Source organism: Chryseobacterium sp. (genome assembly GCF_022869225.1).
Lineage (GTDB): Bacteria > Bacteroidota > Bacteroidia > Flavobacteriales > Weeksellaceae > Chryseobacterium.
The window spans coordinates 3,405,375-3,420,736 of record NZ_JALIHL010000001.1 but is presented as its reverse complement, the minus strand read 5'-3'; the positions used below and the strand labels follow the sequence as shown (position 1 = coordinate 3,420,736).

Sequence of the window (15,362 nt, the reverse complement as noted above, 5' to 3'; positions counted from 1 at the left end):
CGGTGTTTCAACAAAAAAACCAAGAAATAAGACAATAATTAGATCTTTTTTTGAATAGTTAAATAATTTTAACTTTAATCCTCCGCTCAAAAAATTGTCATTTCCAGTTTATTAAACTATTTTTGGAGATTAAAAAATCTGCAAAATGAATTATCATTTTCAAGCACACAGACAGGTTAGAAGAAATCTTTTAGATATCCTGCAGAAAACCTCTCATGAAGATCTTCTGCTGATCCCGGACGGTTTCAATAATAATATATATTGGAATATTGCACACACAGTTGCTACACAGCAGCTCCTGCATTATTACCTGAGCGGAAATCCCTTCCGTATTGATAAATACTGGATTGAAACATACAAAAAAGGAACCCTGCCTAATCTTAACGTTCAAAAATCCGAAGTGGAAGATTTAGAATTTCTGCTTACTGAAACGTCTAAGATTTTAATGAAAGATTATGACAGCGATTTCTTTTCAGACTATACTCCCTATACCACAAGTTTCGGTATGGATCTGAAGAGCATACAGGATGCCATTATCTTTAACAATATGCATGAAAGCCTTCACTACGGATATGTGATGGCACAAAGAAGAGCCATTTTAGGAGAAAAAGGAAGATAGTAAAATTTTGCTGCGCAGGTCCATGGTCAGATGTGAATCTATCTACCGCAAAAAATGACTTGCATAACAGAATTTGCTATTCCCATTCACTATATAACTACTATATATAATATATATACAAATTTCAATGAAAGACGATTTTATTTTCGGGCTGCGTCCCGTTATTGAAGCAATTGAAGCAGGAAAAACGATTGACAAGATCTTTGTGCAAAACGCACTTCAGGGTCCTATTTATGCTGAACTGAAAGCCATTTTAGCGAAAAATAAAATCCGTCCCAATTATGTTCCGATTGAAAAACTGAACCGCTTTACCAGAAAAAACCACCAGGGTGTGGTTGCTTTTATTTCAGATGTTCCGTTTTATAAGGTAGAAGATATTGTTCCGCAGCTGTTTGAGGAAGGAAAAACACCTTTTCTTCTGATTCTTGACAGACTTACTGATGTAAGGAATTTCGGGGCGATCTGCAGAACAGCGGAGTGTGTGGGAATTGATGCGGTGATCATTCCTGAAAAAGGAGCTGCGCCTATCAATTCTGACGCCATAAAAACATCTGCGGGAGCGATTTATAATATCAAAATCTGTAAGGAAAATAATCTTGCCCATGCGGTAGACTTTTTACAGCAAAGCGGAATTACGGTATTCTCTGCCAGTGAAAAAGGACAGAAGTTGATTTATGATGTTAACTTCACAGAACCATGTGCTATCGTTATGGGAAATGAAGAGACCGGGATCTCTAAAGAAGTATTGCATCATTCGGATGAAAAAATAAAACTTCCTATTGAAGGAAAAACTCAATCTCTCAATGTTTCTGTCGCTTGTGGAGCCATTCTGTATGAAGCAGTAAGACAGAAGATTCTGAAATAAATTATTCGATAACACAACCTTAAAAAAATTAGAAAATGAAAAACATAGCAGCATTAGCGCTAATATCATCTATAGCCCTTGTATCGTGTAAAAAAGAGACCGCTACGGTCACGAAAGTAGATCCTAAAACAGGGAAAACCGTTACCGTAGAAGTTCCTGTCGATTCTGTAGCAAAAGTGGCAGAAAATCCTGCGATCAGAGACTCTGCGGGAATCATTACACAAACGTTCAAACTTGAAAAAGGAAAAACATATCCTCTTACCACCTACCAGAGAGATGTAAAGACGATGACGGATCCTCAGGGTAAATCGATCAACGCGACCAGTGAATCTACGGATGAAATGAATTTCACGGTAAATGATATCAAAGGAAACGTATATGATATGACCCTTAATCTTGTGGCTAAGAGAAGTTCACAATCTGCACAGGGAAAAACGATTGTTGTAGATACCAAACTTCCTATTCCTAAGGAGGATGATCTTAAGATGATCTGGAATATCAACAGAGCCCTTACCGGAAACAAGCTTGATATGAAAATGGATACTAAGGGGAACGTAATTTCCATCACAGGTTTTGATGCAGTATATACTAAAGTCACCAATGCGGTGGGAACTCTTATCAAAGATGCTAACCAAAAGGCAAGTGTGGTAGCAAGCCTTAAAGAAACGTTCAATGAAAAAGTGCTGAAAGATCAGTTCAATAAAAATTTAACGATTATCCCTAGAAAAGGAGCTAAGATCGGTGAAAAATGGACGACTTCTGAAAATGCAGACGCAAGCGGAGCAATTAAGGTAACCTCCAACTATGTTTTAAAAAGCTTAGGAAACGGAACTGCCGAAATTACGGTAACCGGAGGGATCCCTAAGAAAACTGAAAAGAAAGCGCAGGGACCTATCACGCACAGTCTGAGCAGTGAACTTGTTCAGAATGGTACGATCAAGTTTGACCAAAGTACAGGATGGATTACGAATCAGAATATCAACGTAGTTACTACCCAAATAGAAACTATTTCGGACGGAAAACAATCACAGTCCATGAAAAGTGTTTCGAAATCTTCTGTAATGGTAAACCCTTCTGCAAAATAATTAAAAGAGAGTTTGAGAGTTGAAGAGTCTGAGAATTTGAGAGTTTTATTTTGATCCATGAAATAATTCTCAACAAACAACCTTGAACTTTAAAATCTTAAATAAATTCTATTATGAAGTACATTCTTGAGCTAGTACTTTCTGCTATTATTATTTTCTTTGTCTGGAATATTCTGAAAAGGATATTCTTTAAGACGTTTTACGGGTATCGGTTCAACAATAACAGTAATCAAAATAACGGGCAGCAGGATATTCACGGCTCGAATAAGAATAACCAACAGAACCTCAACTGGGATGCGGAAACCGTAGACTATGAAGAGGTAAAAGAGAGTAATGACAAAAGGTAAACATTCCAAGAAATAAAAGATAATAACCAGCATGGCAAAAAATAAAAACTTAATTTATATTGCTATTTCATTAGTTGTATTTATAGTTTTAGCATTTTTATATTCCACTCCTGTATTTACAGGAAAACAGCTTTTCCAGCATGATATCGTACAGTACAGAGGAGGGGCCAAAGAACTGCTCGACTATAGAGCCAATACCGGAAATGAAACGTATTGGAGTGACTCCATGTTTGGCGGAATGCCGACTTACCAGATGGGTAGCCAGTTCAAAGGCGACATCATCAAAAAGATCGACAGCAATCTGAATTTTCTGCCAAGGCCGGTTAATTATCTGTTTCTGCTTTTTGCAGGCTTTTTCCTTTTGGGAATGGTAGTGGTCAGAAACTGGAAATATGCCTTATTGGGAGCTACTTTCTTCGGTTTGTCCACCTATTTTTATATTATTATTGCAGCAGGACATAACGGTAAAGTAAATACGATTGAGTATTTTGCGCCCCTGTTAGCCGGAATTCTGCTGGTTTATATCCGAAAACAATATATCTGGGGATTCATTGTGACGACCCTTTTCATGGGGCTTCAGATTGCAGCGAACCATCCACAGATGACTTATTACCTGTTTTTAGCTTTAGGCTTTTTATTCCTGTCAGAACTGATCAGGGCTCTTCAGAAAAAGGCTCCCATGAAGCATTTTCTGATTTCTTCGGGAATCATTGCAGCTTCTTGTATAATCGGGGTGGGAATGAATTCACAAAGAATCATGGCCAATTCCGAATATATAAAAGAAACGGTACGTGGAAAGCAGATTTTAACGAATGACAGCCATACTTCAGGAAAATCCGGAATGGACAAGGAAAGTATGCTGATGTGGAGCTATGGAAGGCTGGAAACATTAAATCTCTTTATCCCAAGATTAATGGGCGGCGGAAGCCAGGAACCTGAAGCCAAAGAAATGATGAACAGGGTTCAGGAACTTGTTCAGGAAAATGTAGGGTCACAGGCTGAGATGGACAGGATTTCAAAAGGGTTCAACGGGATGACCTACTGGGGAGACCAGCCGGGAACATCAGGCCCTGCTTATCAGGGAGCCATTGTATGTTTCCTTGCTGCATTAGGTTTCTTTTTTGCCTGGAAAAAATACCGATATTGGATCCTGGGAGCTTCAATCCTGACTGTTTTACTGGCCTGGGGAAGCAACTTTATGCCTTTATCTGATTTCTTTATTGATTATGTTCCATTTTATAATAAATTCAGAGCCCCATCTTCCATTCTTGTGGTGGTGGAATTATTATTCCCTCTGATTGCGATTATAGGATTATACAGATTCTTTACAGATGAAAAACTGACGGAAGAATACAAACAGAAGATCCTTCTTTACGTAAGTGGAGTAACATTAGGGCTGGTATTGATCCTTTTAATCTTCGGAAAATCACTGTTAGGATTTGCTACTGAAGGTGAAAAGACGTATTTCCCTCCTTTCCTGTTGGATTATCTGGTGGATGAAAGATATAAATTGTTTAGAATAGACGCCATCAAGGCCTTTATCTATGTAGCCATTGCTGCAGCGGTTCTATTCTTAAGCCTAAAGAAAAAACTGAATCAGAATATGGCTCTGGTTATCATTGGAATCGTAAGTTTATTTGACTTGTGGACAGTCAACAAGCGGTATCTGAATGATGAAAATTATGTAGACAAAGTTTTCGCGGAAAACCCTTTCCAGACAGAGAGTTCAGATCTACTCGCTGAAAAAGTTCAGGCGAATCCGGCTCTTTCATCAATTTTAGCCAATGTGAATGTCAACAAAACATTAGAGACCATTGCTGAAAAAGACAAAGGACATTATAGAATTTTCAACAATATTCTGGGAACATTCAGTGAAACCAATACTTCTTATTTCAAGTCTTCTATCGGCGGTTACCATGCTGTAAAACTGAGAAGATATGACGATGTGATCAATGAATATTTCCAGGTGATGGATTCTGTAAAAGTTCCTAATGTACTGAACCTTTTAAATGCAAAATACTGGGTAGTAGGCGGACCTGAACAACCTCAGGCAATGCCGAATCCAAATGCCAACGGAAATGCATGGTTTGTAAGTGACCTTAAGTTTGTGAATACACCTAATGAAGAAATCAAATCCATTGGTGTTATCAATAACAAGACAACGGCTGTCATCGCTTCATCAGACAAATCTTATTTTGACAATAAGCCTGTTCAGGCAGATCCTGCAGCATTCATTCATCTTACAAAATACCAGCCTAATGAACTTGAGTTTAAATCCCAGTCTAAAACGCCGCAATTGGCTGTATTTTCTGAAATTTATTATCCTCACGGCTGGAAAGTACTGATTGATGAGAAAGAAGTCCCTTACATTAAAGCAGATTATCTGCTTCGTGCCGTACATGTGCCTGCAGGAAGCCACCATATCAGAATGGTTTTTGAACCTGAAGTGATTGAGAAAGGAAAATGGATTTCCCTTCTTGCCTTCGGATTATTTATTGCCCTGTCAGCTTTTGGGATCTTCTGGATGAATAAGAACAAAAAGAATCAATTAAACACGGTAAACTAATACCTCAAAATAAGGAATGAAAAAAGCAGCATTACTCTTTTTAGCAGTCAATTTTTTCTATTGTCAGAAAAAGGAAGTAGAATATTCTTCTCCTCCGCCCCCAATGGAAACTGTTACGTTGAATAATACAATTACATCAAAGTATGTGAATATTCCGAATACGAAAATATACGTAGCCCCCTTTGAGCATAATTATAAAATGAGTAATGGAGCTATCGTATCTAATGATAACAATTACACCCTTACCGTGATGGAATCGGGTGACGGCACCATAAAAAATACCATTAATGACTTTTCAAAAGAAGGTTTTGAAGCCAAAGGAATCAAAGTTTTTGATGAGAAGTTCATTACGGTGAATGGCGTAGAATCAAAAATTATTTTTTTGCAGGGTAAGCCTGAAATAAAAGGAATTCTTCTTTTCATCGATAACAAAGCTGAAAAGATAATGGTCACAGCCATGTATGAGGCCAATAATGTATTACTTGAAAACAAAGTAAAAGATATGCTGTACAGCATTGTTTACAATAAGGAGGAGAAAGTTGATTATGTAAAAAATGCATCATTTGCATTAGATCTTACGGGAACAAAATTTAAATTTCACAAATATACCTCCAATTCATATAATTTTACAGAGGAAGGTAAAGATACAGAATTAAATGACCCTGCTATTTTAGTAACTCAAATTCCTAAAATTGCCCATCCGGACTTAAAAAGTTTCCTGGGTGAGGTAAAAGCTTCAATGGGGAAATATGGGTTAGAAAACATTGAAGAAAAAAATATCATTGAAACTAAAGATTCTATCCAGTTTGAACTGTATGGAAAAATGAAAGGAAATCCTTCGGTAATTCTTTATAAAATCATAAAAGACCCTGCTAAAGATTTTATTTTACTTTTCATGGCTTCATCAAAACAAAATATAGATCAAGATTTAGTTCAGTTTAAAAAAATCGCCAAAACATTTTCATTTAAATAAATTGGAACAAAAGAAAATATTGATTATCACCTATTACTGGCCTCCTGCGGGAGGTCCTGGTGTTCAAAGGTGGCTTAAGTTTGCGAAATACCTGCCTGATTTCGGCTGGAAGCCTGTAATCTATACTCCGGAAAACCCGAGTTATCCGTTGTTGGATGAAAGCCTGATGAAGGATGTTCCGGAAGGCATTGAAATGGTGAGAACAAAGATCTGGGAGCCTTACCAGCTGGCTGAGAAACTTAATAAAAGTAATAAGAAGTTTAAGGCCGGACAGTTTGATGTAGGCAAAAACCAAAGCTGGAAATCCAGGCTTTCCATTTGGGTAAGAGGAAATTTTTTCATTCCTGATGCCCGGGTTTTCTGGGTAAAACCTTCCGTTAAATTTCTGGAAAAGTACTTGAAAGAAAATAAAATTGAGACTGTAGTTACTTCCGGTCCTCCCCACTCCCTGCATTTGATAGGTTTAGGGCTTAAAGAGAAGTTCCCCCACCTGAAATGGATTGCAGACTTTCGTGATCCCTGGACGGAAATCTCTTACTATAAGCATTTAAAATTAACAAAAACTTCTGACAAGAAGCACCGCCAGCTGGAAAATGCTGTATTTAAAAATGCGGATATTACCCTGGCAACAAGCTATACCGATGCTGAAAATTTCCGCAAAGCGGGAGCTAATGCTGTATGCATCACGAACGGGTTTGATGAGAGCGATGCCGGCAAAACGGTAAGACAAAATAGCGAAAATTTCACATTAAGCTATATTGGGGTATTGGAACAGCTTCGCAATCCTGAAAATCTTTGGAAAGTCCTTGATGCTTTAGTAAATGAAAATACCGATTTCGCTGAAAATTTCACATTAAAATTTGTGGGAAGAATCGATGATAAAATCTTAAATTCCATTGAAAATTCAAGCCTGAAGAACCATATTCTGAATATGGGATATCTTTCCCATGGTAATGCGGTTAAAGAAATGCAGAATGCTGATATGCTGCTGATCACCAACTTTCCGAATGAATCTTCAAAAGGAATTATTCCCGGAAAAATATTTGAGTACCTGGCTTCCGGCAAACAGATTCTGTCATTCGGCCCTGATAAAGCTGATGTAACCAAAATTTTAGAAGAAACCAATGCCGGGAAACACTTCAGCTATAGTGATTCTGAAGCAGTGAAACAGTTTATACTTGAAAAATTTGAACTTTGGAAATCAGGAAACCTTATTGAAAACACACAATATATTGAACAGTTTTCAAGAAGAAATCTCACCAAAAAACTGGCTGAAATTTTGTAATAGAAAAATTTTGTAATAGAAAAAAGAAGCTGGATGCCGGAAGTCATCTGCCAAGAGTTGAAAATTATAATTCGCTCATTTTAGTTTGATGTAGTGAATTTATTCCTGCATCTCACCATAACTTCCCGCTTCAGGCATCCGGCTTCCCAACTTAATTATATCGTCCACTGATCGTTGACCACAGCAATCAGATAATATTTTCCCTGGAAATCTTCAAATACGAAACGAACGGTTTTCCAATCCATTTCCCCATTTTTCTCAGATCCTTTTATATAATTTTCTGTAAAATCATCTTTAGGATAGATCTCTTTCAGGTTATTTAGAGAATTCCCTCCTCCTATGAATTTATTCAACGAATATTGGGAGGCTGTAAAATCTTTAGAGAAAACCCATTTGCCAAGATATTCATTGATGGTTGCTTTATAAGGATCCCCGGAACCATCGTGTGCTCCCCATGTAAATAATGTTTTTGTAGGCTGGTATTTTTCAAATTCCTCTTTTGAAAAATGTTTATCTGCTTTGGGATCCACAAAGGCATACATTGAAAAACGGATTCCTTTCTCAGGATGTATTAAGGAAGTAAATGCGGTATAATCTTTATTTTTTAAAGCCTGTAAAACCTCATCATTTGCTTTTTTCAAAGAGGCTTCTTTTTCTGCTTTACTGGGAAGCTTTGCGATGCTGTCTTCTTTTGCCTGGGCAACAGAATCAACAACATTCGGAACCGGTTTTCCTGCTTCTTTCTTACAGGCGATTACTACAGCCAATACAAAGAGAGAAATGAGTAGCTTTTTCATATTTTTAATTTTAGTGATGGTAAAAAACACCAAAATTAATGCCATACCCGAGCTGGAGGTGTTGTGGGATCCGCGGTGCAGGATCAGTAGCACCAAGTTTACTGGTAAATATCCTGTCTCTTATCTTAATGTTCCCAATCTAATAATATAATGTCTGATATCTGATGTCTGGCATCTTGGCTCTTGCTTCTTGCTTCTTGCTTCTTGGCTCTTGATTCAATACTTTGTTCTAAAAACATCCATATAATCTGCCAATTACATCGTACCTTTGCTCTATGGAAATTTTGGACATTCTCATTATAGGCGCAGGACCTATTGGCCTAAACTGTGCTATTGAAGCTCAAAAGAAAGGCCTCAGCTATCTGATTATTGAAAAAGGGACCATTGTCAACTCTCTTTACCACTATCCTTTATATATGCGTTTTTTTTCCACTGCTGAAAAACTTGAAATTGACGGAATTCCCTTTATCTCTACAGCCCCCAAACCGGGAAGACAGGAAGCATTGGAATACTACCAGGGAATTGCAAGACAAAAAAGGATGAATATTCACCTTTACGAAAAGGTTCTGAAGGTTGTGAAGAAGGGGAATCTATTTGAAGTTGAAACGACAAAAGGCAAATACTCCGCAAACAATGTAGTCATTGCCACCGGATTCTATGATATTCCGAATATGATGAATATTCCCGGGGAAGATCTTCCAAAAGTCAGACATTATTACACGGAACCTTATCCTTATGCAAGACAAAAGGTAGTGGTGATAGGATCCAGTAATTCTGCTGTAGATGCTGCTCTTGAAACGTATAGAAAAGGAGCGGAAGTGACCATGATCATCCGTCATTCTGAAATTTCAAAAAGTGTCAAATATTGGGTAAAACCGGATATTGAAAATAGAATTTCAGAAGGAAGCATCAAGGCTTATTTCAATGCTGAGATCCTTGAAGTGAAGGAGCATACAGTCGTTTTCAAGGATGAAAACAATCAAACCCATGAGATTGACAATGATTTCGTTCTGGCCATGACAGGCTATCTTCCTGATTTTGATTTTCTGAAAAATTCAGGCATCGAGCTGAATGGTGACTGCCTGAATCCTTATTACAATATGGAAACCATGGAAACCAATATTCCTGATTTATATCTTGCAGGAGTAGTTTGCGGGGGAAAAGATACCCATCTCTGGTTTATTGAGAATTCAAGAGTACATGCTGAAATGATTATAAGCAGTATTCTTACCAAAGAAAATAACTAATACTCAGAAAAACGAACTGTTTATTAAAGCAGATCAAATAAAGACCCCAGCTGAACATCAGCTGGGGTTACTTATTTACGGATAAGGATTGGTCTTAAGCAATCTCTTCTCCCGTCTTATTTTTATCTTTAAGCATCCATGGAACAATAAAGTAGAAAGCAACAGCAATAGCTGCCGCTAAAATTCCTGTTCCGATCCATAATGTATTAAAACCTAATTTATCGGCAATCAATGTCCCTATATAGGGTGTAATGATAAATGCTAAGGAGAAAGATATTCCGTTCAGACCCATATAAGCTCCTTTATTGTTTTCGCCTGAGCGCAGTGCTGTAATGGTTGACATAAAAGGCAGTGTCCATATTTCACCGATACAAAGCAGTGTCATGGAAAGCATTAGAGCGACCATGCTATAATCAAAAGCCAGCATCGCATATGAAAGCCCACATAAGAATGTTCCTATCAGCATGGTAAAGGCCAGCGTGAAATACTTTTCCGCCAGCTGTACAAATCCCATCTCAAGCAGTACAATCAGAAAGCCGCTGTATCCCAGCATAAATCCGATATTCTGCTGGCTCAGATGTGCCGTATCTTTGTAAAAGATAGTCAGGGTACTGAATAACTGGAAAAAGCAGATCGAAAAAAGCATACAGAACAGGCAGTACATCAAAAATTTGCCATCCCTGTAAGGGGAATTTTCTTTTTTAACCGCAACGGCCTCTTTTACGTTCCGGGCTTTCTTTCTGGCTAATCTGGTACGTTTTCTAAAAAACCAGATATACATCAATCCAGCCAGGAAAGCCGCCAAAGCATTACTGAAAAATAAAAATTCATAAGAAATGGCAGACAGGATTCCTCCCAATGCAGGGCCTATGGAAAATCCCAAATTAACCGCCATTCTGTTTAATGAAAAGGCCCGGGTAATATTCTCAGGTCTGGCATATTTGGTAATAGCTACCGAGTTGGCCGGACGGAAGGTCTCACTTACAATACTCTGCAGCAAAATAATACCAGCCAATCCAGCTTCTGTTTTAAAAAGGGGAATCAGGCAGAATAAAGGAACACTCAGCAGCAAGCTTAAGCTTTGTACCCTGTATTCACCTATCTTATCGGTGATCAATCCGCCCAGCCATGATCCAATCACTGAACCTATTCCAAAAAAGCTCAGAACAATTCCGGAATTTTCAATGCTAAAATGTAAATGATCAGTCATGTATACCCCTAAAAAAGGGAGTACCATAGAACCAGCCCTGTTGATTAGCATTACCAACGCCAGCATCCAACTCTCCTGCGAGAGTCCTTTGAAAGAACTCGTGTATATGTTTATAAGTTTCACAATAATATTTGGGGAAATTAAAAATACAAAGTTAGACAAAATAGCCCTTATCCCTTCGTTGTGACTCGAATAAATTTCGTCTTTCCCTCTGTTTTTAAAGGCTTTAAGAGATGTAACAAAATGCTGTCAAAATAAAAAAGCCGGAAGAAAAAACTTCCGACCTCAGCAAGTAAAACCTGTATTTATTCTGAATTCAATAATAAAAAATGGGGTTCAGGAGTTTATCCCATTTTAAATCTTGAATTTAACGCTTTACATTTTATCCCTGTTATGGATTTGTAGAGAAAATAGAACCATTGGCAATCAGCGCTCTTCTGTTCATTTTAAGAATATCTCTTACCCATTCAGCAAAGTCTTCAGGCTGTAAAACAGTATCCGGATTTCCATCGGTCAGTCCTCCCTGGATGCTCATATCTGAAGCAATGGTACTTGGAGTCAGGGTAATCACACGGATATTCTGCTTTCTCCATTCTGCCATCATCGATTGGGATAAAGAAACTACCGCTGCCTTTGAAGCTGCATAGGCCGACATATTGGGACCTCCTTTTAAACCTGCTGTAGAAGCTACGTTTACAATATCACCTTCTCCTTTGGCTTTCATAAAGGGATGTACTGCTTTAGCTGCGTAATATACGCCAAACAAATTGGTTTTGATCACCTGTTCCCAGGTTTCAGACGGCATGTCCTCAAGGGTTCCAAAATCTCCGATTCCAGCATTGTTAACCAGGATATCCACTCCACCCAGCGTTTCAGCCAATGTATTGATTCCTTCTTTCACAGCAGTTTCATCATCAATACTGAAGACAGCATATGCTGCTTTCACTCCCAGTTTTTGAATCTCATCCACTGTATTTTTTAAATTTTCTTCGTTTCTTCCTGTAATGGCAACGTTTACCCCTTCATTGGCTAAAGCTAGAGCGACAGCTTTTCCCAGCCCTCTTCCGCCACCTGTTACGATGGCATTTTTTCCGTTTATATTCATACTGATATACTTTTCGTTCTGCAAAGTTACGAAAGAACATTTTTATGGAATGGAAATACTATGGATTTAATGATTTTTTAACGGCTTCCTTTATTCCTAACCCGTAAAACACAAAGCCGGCTCACTACAAACCGGCTTTACAATCTAAAAAAAGTAAAATGAAAAGTTTAAGGAATCTGGATCGCGTTCTGTACTTCAAATTCTTCTGAAGCGGAGAACTGGTTTCCATACATATCAACTGCTCTAACCTCAACTTTATGTTTTCCCAATGCCAGTTTTTTAGGGAAATCGGCCTCCCAGATATGTTTTGACATTTCAGGATTGGAAGGTCTTCTTCCCGGTAAGATTTTCTCCGTAGCATCCCATTTGAAAACGGAAAGAGCAAAATTAGGATCAATGGTTTCATCATACTCCATCTCTTCCCATACCCCGTTGTCTATTCTGTACTCAACTTTATCTTTTTTGCTTCCCATAAAGAAATTCGCCATTACCTTGGCAGATGTTTTTGACGGATAAGGAATAACTTTCGGAACGTATAGCTGTATTTGATAATCATCCGGTTTTCCGGCTGTTTTGTATTTCACTTTATATTGGTTATCTGCAAAGCTGATAAAAGAGTATCCTTTGGCTGTTCCGTCTCTCATCGTTGACGTAGGAAGTCCCGAATCATCCGGTGTTCCTGAATACCAGTCACCACAAGTAGTTCCCACATTATATTCATGCAGGTCTTTCACTCCGTTCCAACCTGCTTTTTTACCATAGAAAATCTGCTGCTGGATATGGGTATGGGCCGATAAAAGCAATACATTGTCAAAAGGGTGCAGGAAATCGAATAACTTCTGACGGTCTGCATTTCTGAAACTGTCTTCGTTCTTATGTTCCAGCGGAATATGGAATGACACCACAACCAATTTATTTTTATCCACCCGTTTCAGATCATTTTCAATGAACTGAAGCTGGTCTTCACGAAATCCACCCCAATATCCTTTTCCATCTCTAGGGTCCGGATAAAGAATATCATCCAGAATAATGAAATGTACATTACCGTAGTTAAAGGAATAGTTGGCAGGTCCAAAGTTGGATTCAAATGTTTCATCAGACAGGCGGTCTTCTTTAGCATCATAATTCATATCATGATTTCCCATTACATTATACCATGGCAGCCCGACCTCTTTCATCACCTCAGCATACGGTTTTTGCAGACTTAGGTTATCTCCCACCAAATCTCCTAAACTGATTCCCAATACTGCATTTTTCCTGGTATTTTTAACCTCGTTAACGATTCCTCTTTTGAAATAATCAAGTTCTTTTTCTGTATAAGGCTGGGGATCTCCGAAAACCAGAATATCGAAGTTTTTATTTTCGTTTTGCTTATATAGCGGAAAGTTCAATTCTTTGGGAAGATCTCCTGTAGGGGCAACTCCTTTATATTTGAAATCAGCCGGTGAACCTTTTGGTTTATAATGGTAATAAAACTGCGGCAGGTTATTATTGTTTAAAGCAGTTTGATAGCCTGAGGGCTTTATGACAAAAACAGTCTGATCTTCCTGAACCGGCAGGCTGTATCTTCCATTTTTATCTGTCAGAACGACCTGAACTCCATTGGAAACAGCAACTCCTTCTATGCCTTTTTCACGGCTTTCTTTCTTTTGGTTTTTATTGCTGTCTTCATACACATAACCAGAGACCGAGGTCTGAGAAAATGCCATTGCCGAAACCAATACACAAGGCATCAAAAATTTTATGCTCATACTCATTTCTTTATTCTTTATTCTTTATTCTTTATTCTTTATTCTTTAATAAACATTTTATTTATTCCACCACATTTTTATATTGATATTATCTCCTCCCATCTGCTGAACGGCTGCCAGATAATTGGCCGTGTTCAATACTTTTGGATTCGGCGGATACATCAGTCTTTGAGGAAAATTCCCGTTATTCAGCAGGCCTCCGTTATTGGGAAGTACCGGGAACCCTGTTCTTCTTTTTTCAAACCACTGCTGCTGATCTACGAAGAAAAGAGCAATATATTTCTGAAGCATAATCTTTTTCATATCTGCTTCATAGGCTATATTTTGATTGTCAAAATAATTGGCGGGTACCACTGCTCCCCACTGTTCTATAGAGGACTTCACTCCGTTTTCATAAAAAGTTTTTGCGCTTCCCTGGATCACTCCTTTCAGTGCCAGTTCTGCCAGAGTAAACTGCAGCTCGGCGTAAGGATAAACGAAGATCTTTAAAGGGGCCTTTGCTAAATTTTGGTTAAGATTGGATGGCTGGTAAGTAAATACGGTTCCAAAAGGATAACCTGAAGGAGCTCCTACATAGCCAATATTTACATTATTCAGATCTTTTGCCTGGGAGAAGAACATAGAAATACGGGGATCGTTATTGGCTTTTAATGCCTGCACAAAGAAATCTGAAGCAGCCCTTCCCGTCGTAAAATCCTGTGGCCTTGCAATAGGCGGCATTAAGGGAGAGATTCCTGAAATATCCAGTTTGGCACCGTCAGCATTATTCTGAAAAACAGGATAAAGGGTCGGGTTATTGATAATTTCCCGGATTCTTTCTTTCACATTGATTTCTCCGTCTTTATTCAAAATTCTGGTCAGCAGTCTTAACGAAAGAGAATTACAGAATTTTTTCCAGTTGGCCATTCCATTGGTGTCCGTATCTGCCTTATAAAACAAATCTCCACCTGTAAGGGTTTTATTGGTTATAAAAAGAGCATTGGCCGCTTTCAGATCATCGAGAAGACGAACATAAATATCTTTTTGTTTATCAAATTTCGGCTGAGAAATATGATCATCCAATTGTGAAGCCTGAGAAAACGGGATATCCCCATAGGTATCCGTAAGATTGGAATAGATCCACGCATTGAGAACCATCGAGATCGCCAGATAATTCTTATCATCCGCAGAAATTGCTGCTTTTTTCAAATCATCTACTTGCTTCAGCCACCGGTATGAATTGTTCCAGAATCCGGCACCGGTATTTTCAGTAATATAATACCGGCTCAATGAATTTCCTTCATTAGGAAAATCCAGGGAAACCTGCATCAGGTCAAAAGTAAAATCATTAGCTCTGTTGTATCCTACAGCAGCCATGTTGTACTGTATCGGTACCAGTAAAGAACTGGCTACAGGTTCATTAATTCTACTTGTATCTTTATTGATTTCATCGAGGCTCCGGCTACATGAGACAGTACTTCCTGCCAGCGCAAGAAATGAGCATATATATATTATTTTTTTCATTTTTAAAAT

The 15,362-nt window shown here is 38.2% G+C and carries 13 protein-coding genes; 8 read left to right on the top strand and 5 right to left on the bottom strand.

All coding sequences use genetic code 11. The annotated features are described in order from the left end of the window. The first annotated feature begins 145 nt into the window (after positions 1-145). The 7 genes from MUW56_RS15975 (at position 146) to MUW56_RS15945 (ending at position 7,740) form a co-directional block, all read left to right on the top strand. Positions 146-619, top strand: coding sequence for a DinB family protein (locus tag MUW56_RS15975; RefSeq protein WP_292014111.1), 474 nt, complete (start codon positions 146-148; stop codon positions 617-619). Between the two features lie 127 nt (positions 620-746). After that, on the top strand, positions 747-1,484 hold the full coding sequence (gene rlmB / locus MUW56_RS15970; RefSeq protein WP_292014110.1) for a 23S rRNA (guanosine(2251)-2'-O)-methyltransferase RlmB: 738 nt from the start codon (positions 747-749) through the stop codon (positions 1,482-1,484). Positions 1,485-1,519: 35 nt separating this feature from the next. Continuing rightward, the gene (locus MUW56_RS15965; protein WP_292014109.1) at positions 1,520-2,569 is read left to right on the top strand and encodes a DUF6263 family protein; all 1,050 of its coding nucleotides are present in this window, start codon (positions 1,520-1,522) and stop codon (positions 2,567-2,569) included. 113 nt (positions 2,570-2,682) lie between these two features. Further along, a complete protein-coding gene (locus MUW56_RS15960) occupies positions 2,683-2,916 on the top strand; it encodes a hypothetical protein (protein WP_292014108.1) in 234 nt (77 codons plus the stop codon). A gap of 31 nt (positions 2,917-2,947) precedes the next feature. Beyond that, on the top strand, positions 2,948-5,482 hold the full coding sequence (locus MUW56_RS15955; protein ID WP_292014107.1) for a YfhO family protein: 2,535 nt from the start codon (positions 2,948-2,950) through the stop codon (positions 5,480-5,482). 16 nt (positions 5,483-5,498) lie between these two features. Continuing rightward, positions 5,499-6,455 carry a hypothetical protein gene (locus MUW56_RS15950; protein ID WP_292014106.1) on the top strand — a complete coding sequence of 319 codons (957 nt, stop codon included), beginning with the start codon at positions 5,499-5,501 and terminating at the stop codon, positions 6,453-6,455. Between the two features lies 1 nt (position 6,456). Next, positions 6,457-7,740, top strand: coding sequence for a glycosyl transferase family 1 (locus MUW56_RS15945; RefSeq protein ID WP_292014105.1), 1,284 nt, complete (start codon positions 6,457-6,459; stop codon positions 7,738-7,740). Positions 7,741-7,895: 155 nt separating this feature from the next. Here MUW56_RS15945 and MUW56_RS15940 read toward each other — a convergent pair whose 3' ends face one another. Continuing rightward, positions 7,896-8,537 (bottom strand): hypothetical protein, encoded by a 642-nt coding sequence (locus tag MUW56_RS15940; protein ID WP_292014104.1) that lies wholly within the window; start codon positions 8,535-8,537, stop codon positions 7,896-7,898. A 275-nt stretch (positions 8,538-8,812) separates the two neighbouring features. Here MUW56_RS15940 and MUW56_RS15935 point away from each other — a divergent pair, with 275 nt between their 5' ends. Continuing rightward, positions 8,813-9,784, top strand: a complete 972-nt coding sequence (locus MUW56_RS15935) for a YpdA family putative bacillithiol disulfide reductase (RefSeq protein ID WP_292014103.1) — start codon at positions 8,813-8,815, stop codon at positions 9,782-9,784. Positions 9,785-9,878: 94 nt separating this feature from the next. On the opposite strand, the gene MUW56_RS15930 is transcribed toward MUW56_RS15935, so the two are convergent. The 4 genes from MUW56_RS15930 to MUW56_RS15915 all read right to left on the bottom strand — a co-directional run bounded on the left by MUW56_RS15930 (position 9,879) and on the right by MUW56_RS15915 (position 15,353). Further along, positions 9,879-11,117, bottom strand: coding sequence for an MFS transporter (locus tag MUW56_RS15930; protein ID WP_292014102.1), 1,239 nt, complete (start codon positions 11,115-11,117; stop codon positions 9,879-9,881). A gap of 268 nt (positions 11,118-11,385) precedes the next feature. Then, positions 11,386-12,099, bottom strand: coding sequence for a 3-ketoacyl-ACP reductase (locus MUW56_RS15925; RefSeq protein WP_292014101.1), 714 nt, complete (start codon positions 12,097-12,099; stop codon positions 11,386-11,388). Between the two features lie 167 nt (positions 12,100-12,266). Beyond that, on the bottom strand, positions 12,267-13,850 hold the full coding sequence (locus MUW56_RS15920) for a calcineurin-like phosphoesterase C-terminal domain-containing protein (protein WP_292014100.1): 1,584 nt from the start codon (positions 13,848-13,850) through the stop codon (positions 12,267-12,269). 57 nt (positions 13,851-13,907) lie between these two features. Further along, a complete protein-coding gene (locus MUW56_RS15915; protein ID WP_292014099.1) occupies positions 13,908-15,353 on the bottom strand; it encodes a SusD/RagB family nutrient-binding outer membrane lipoprotein in 1,446 nt (481 codons plus the stop codon). Positions 15,354-15,362 lie beyond the last annotated feature (9 nt).

Bases quoted from the DNA above. Each gene is read 5' to 3' on its own strand.
- MUW56_RS15975 (WP_292014111.1), top strand. From the start codon at position 146: ATGAATTATCATTTTCAAGCACACAGACAGGTTAGAAGAAATCTTTTA.
- rlmB (WP_292014110.1), top strand. From the start codon at position 747: ATGAAAGACGATTTTATTTTCGGGCTGCGTCCCGTTATTGAAGCAATT.
- MUW56_RS15965 (WP_292014109.1), top strand. From the start codon at position 1,520: ATGAAAAACATAGCAGCATTAGCGCTAATATCATCTATAGCCCTTGTA.
- MUW56_RS15960 (WP_292014108.1), top strand. From the start codon at position 2,683: ATGAAGTACATTCTTGAGCTAGTACTTTCTGCTATTATTATTTTCTTT.
- MUW56_RS15955 (WP_292014107.1), top strand. From the start codon at position 2,948: ATGGCAAAAAATAAAAACTTAATTTATATTGCTATTTCATTAGTTGTA.
- MUW56_RS15950 (WP_292014106.1), top strand. From the start codon at position 5,499: ATGAAAAAAGCAGCATTACTCTTTTTAGCAGTCAATTTTTTCTATTGT.
- MUW56_RS15940 (WP_292014104.1), bottom strand. From the start codon at position 8,537: ATGAAAAAGCTACTCATTTCTCTCTTTGTATTGGCTGTAGTAATCGCC.
- MUW56_RS15935 (WP_292014103.1), top strand. From the start codon at position 8,813: ATGGAAATTTTGGACATTCTCATTATAGGCGCAGGACCTATTGGCCTA.
- MUW56_RS15925 (WP_292014101.1), bottom strand. From the start codon at position 12,099: ATGAATATAAACGGAAAAAATGCCATCGTAACAGGTGGCGGAAGAGGG.
- MUW56_RS15920 (WP_292014100.1), bottom strand. From the start codon at position 13,850: ATGAGCATAAAATTTTTGATGCCTTGTGTATTGGTTTCGGCAATGGCA.
- MUW56_RS15915 (WP_292014099.1), bottom strand. From the start codon at position 15,353: ATGAAAAAAATAATATATATATGCTCATTTCTTGCGCTGGCAGGAAGT.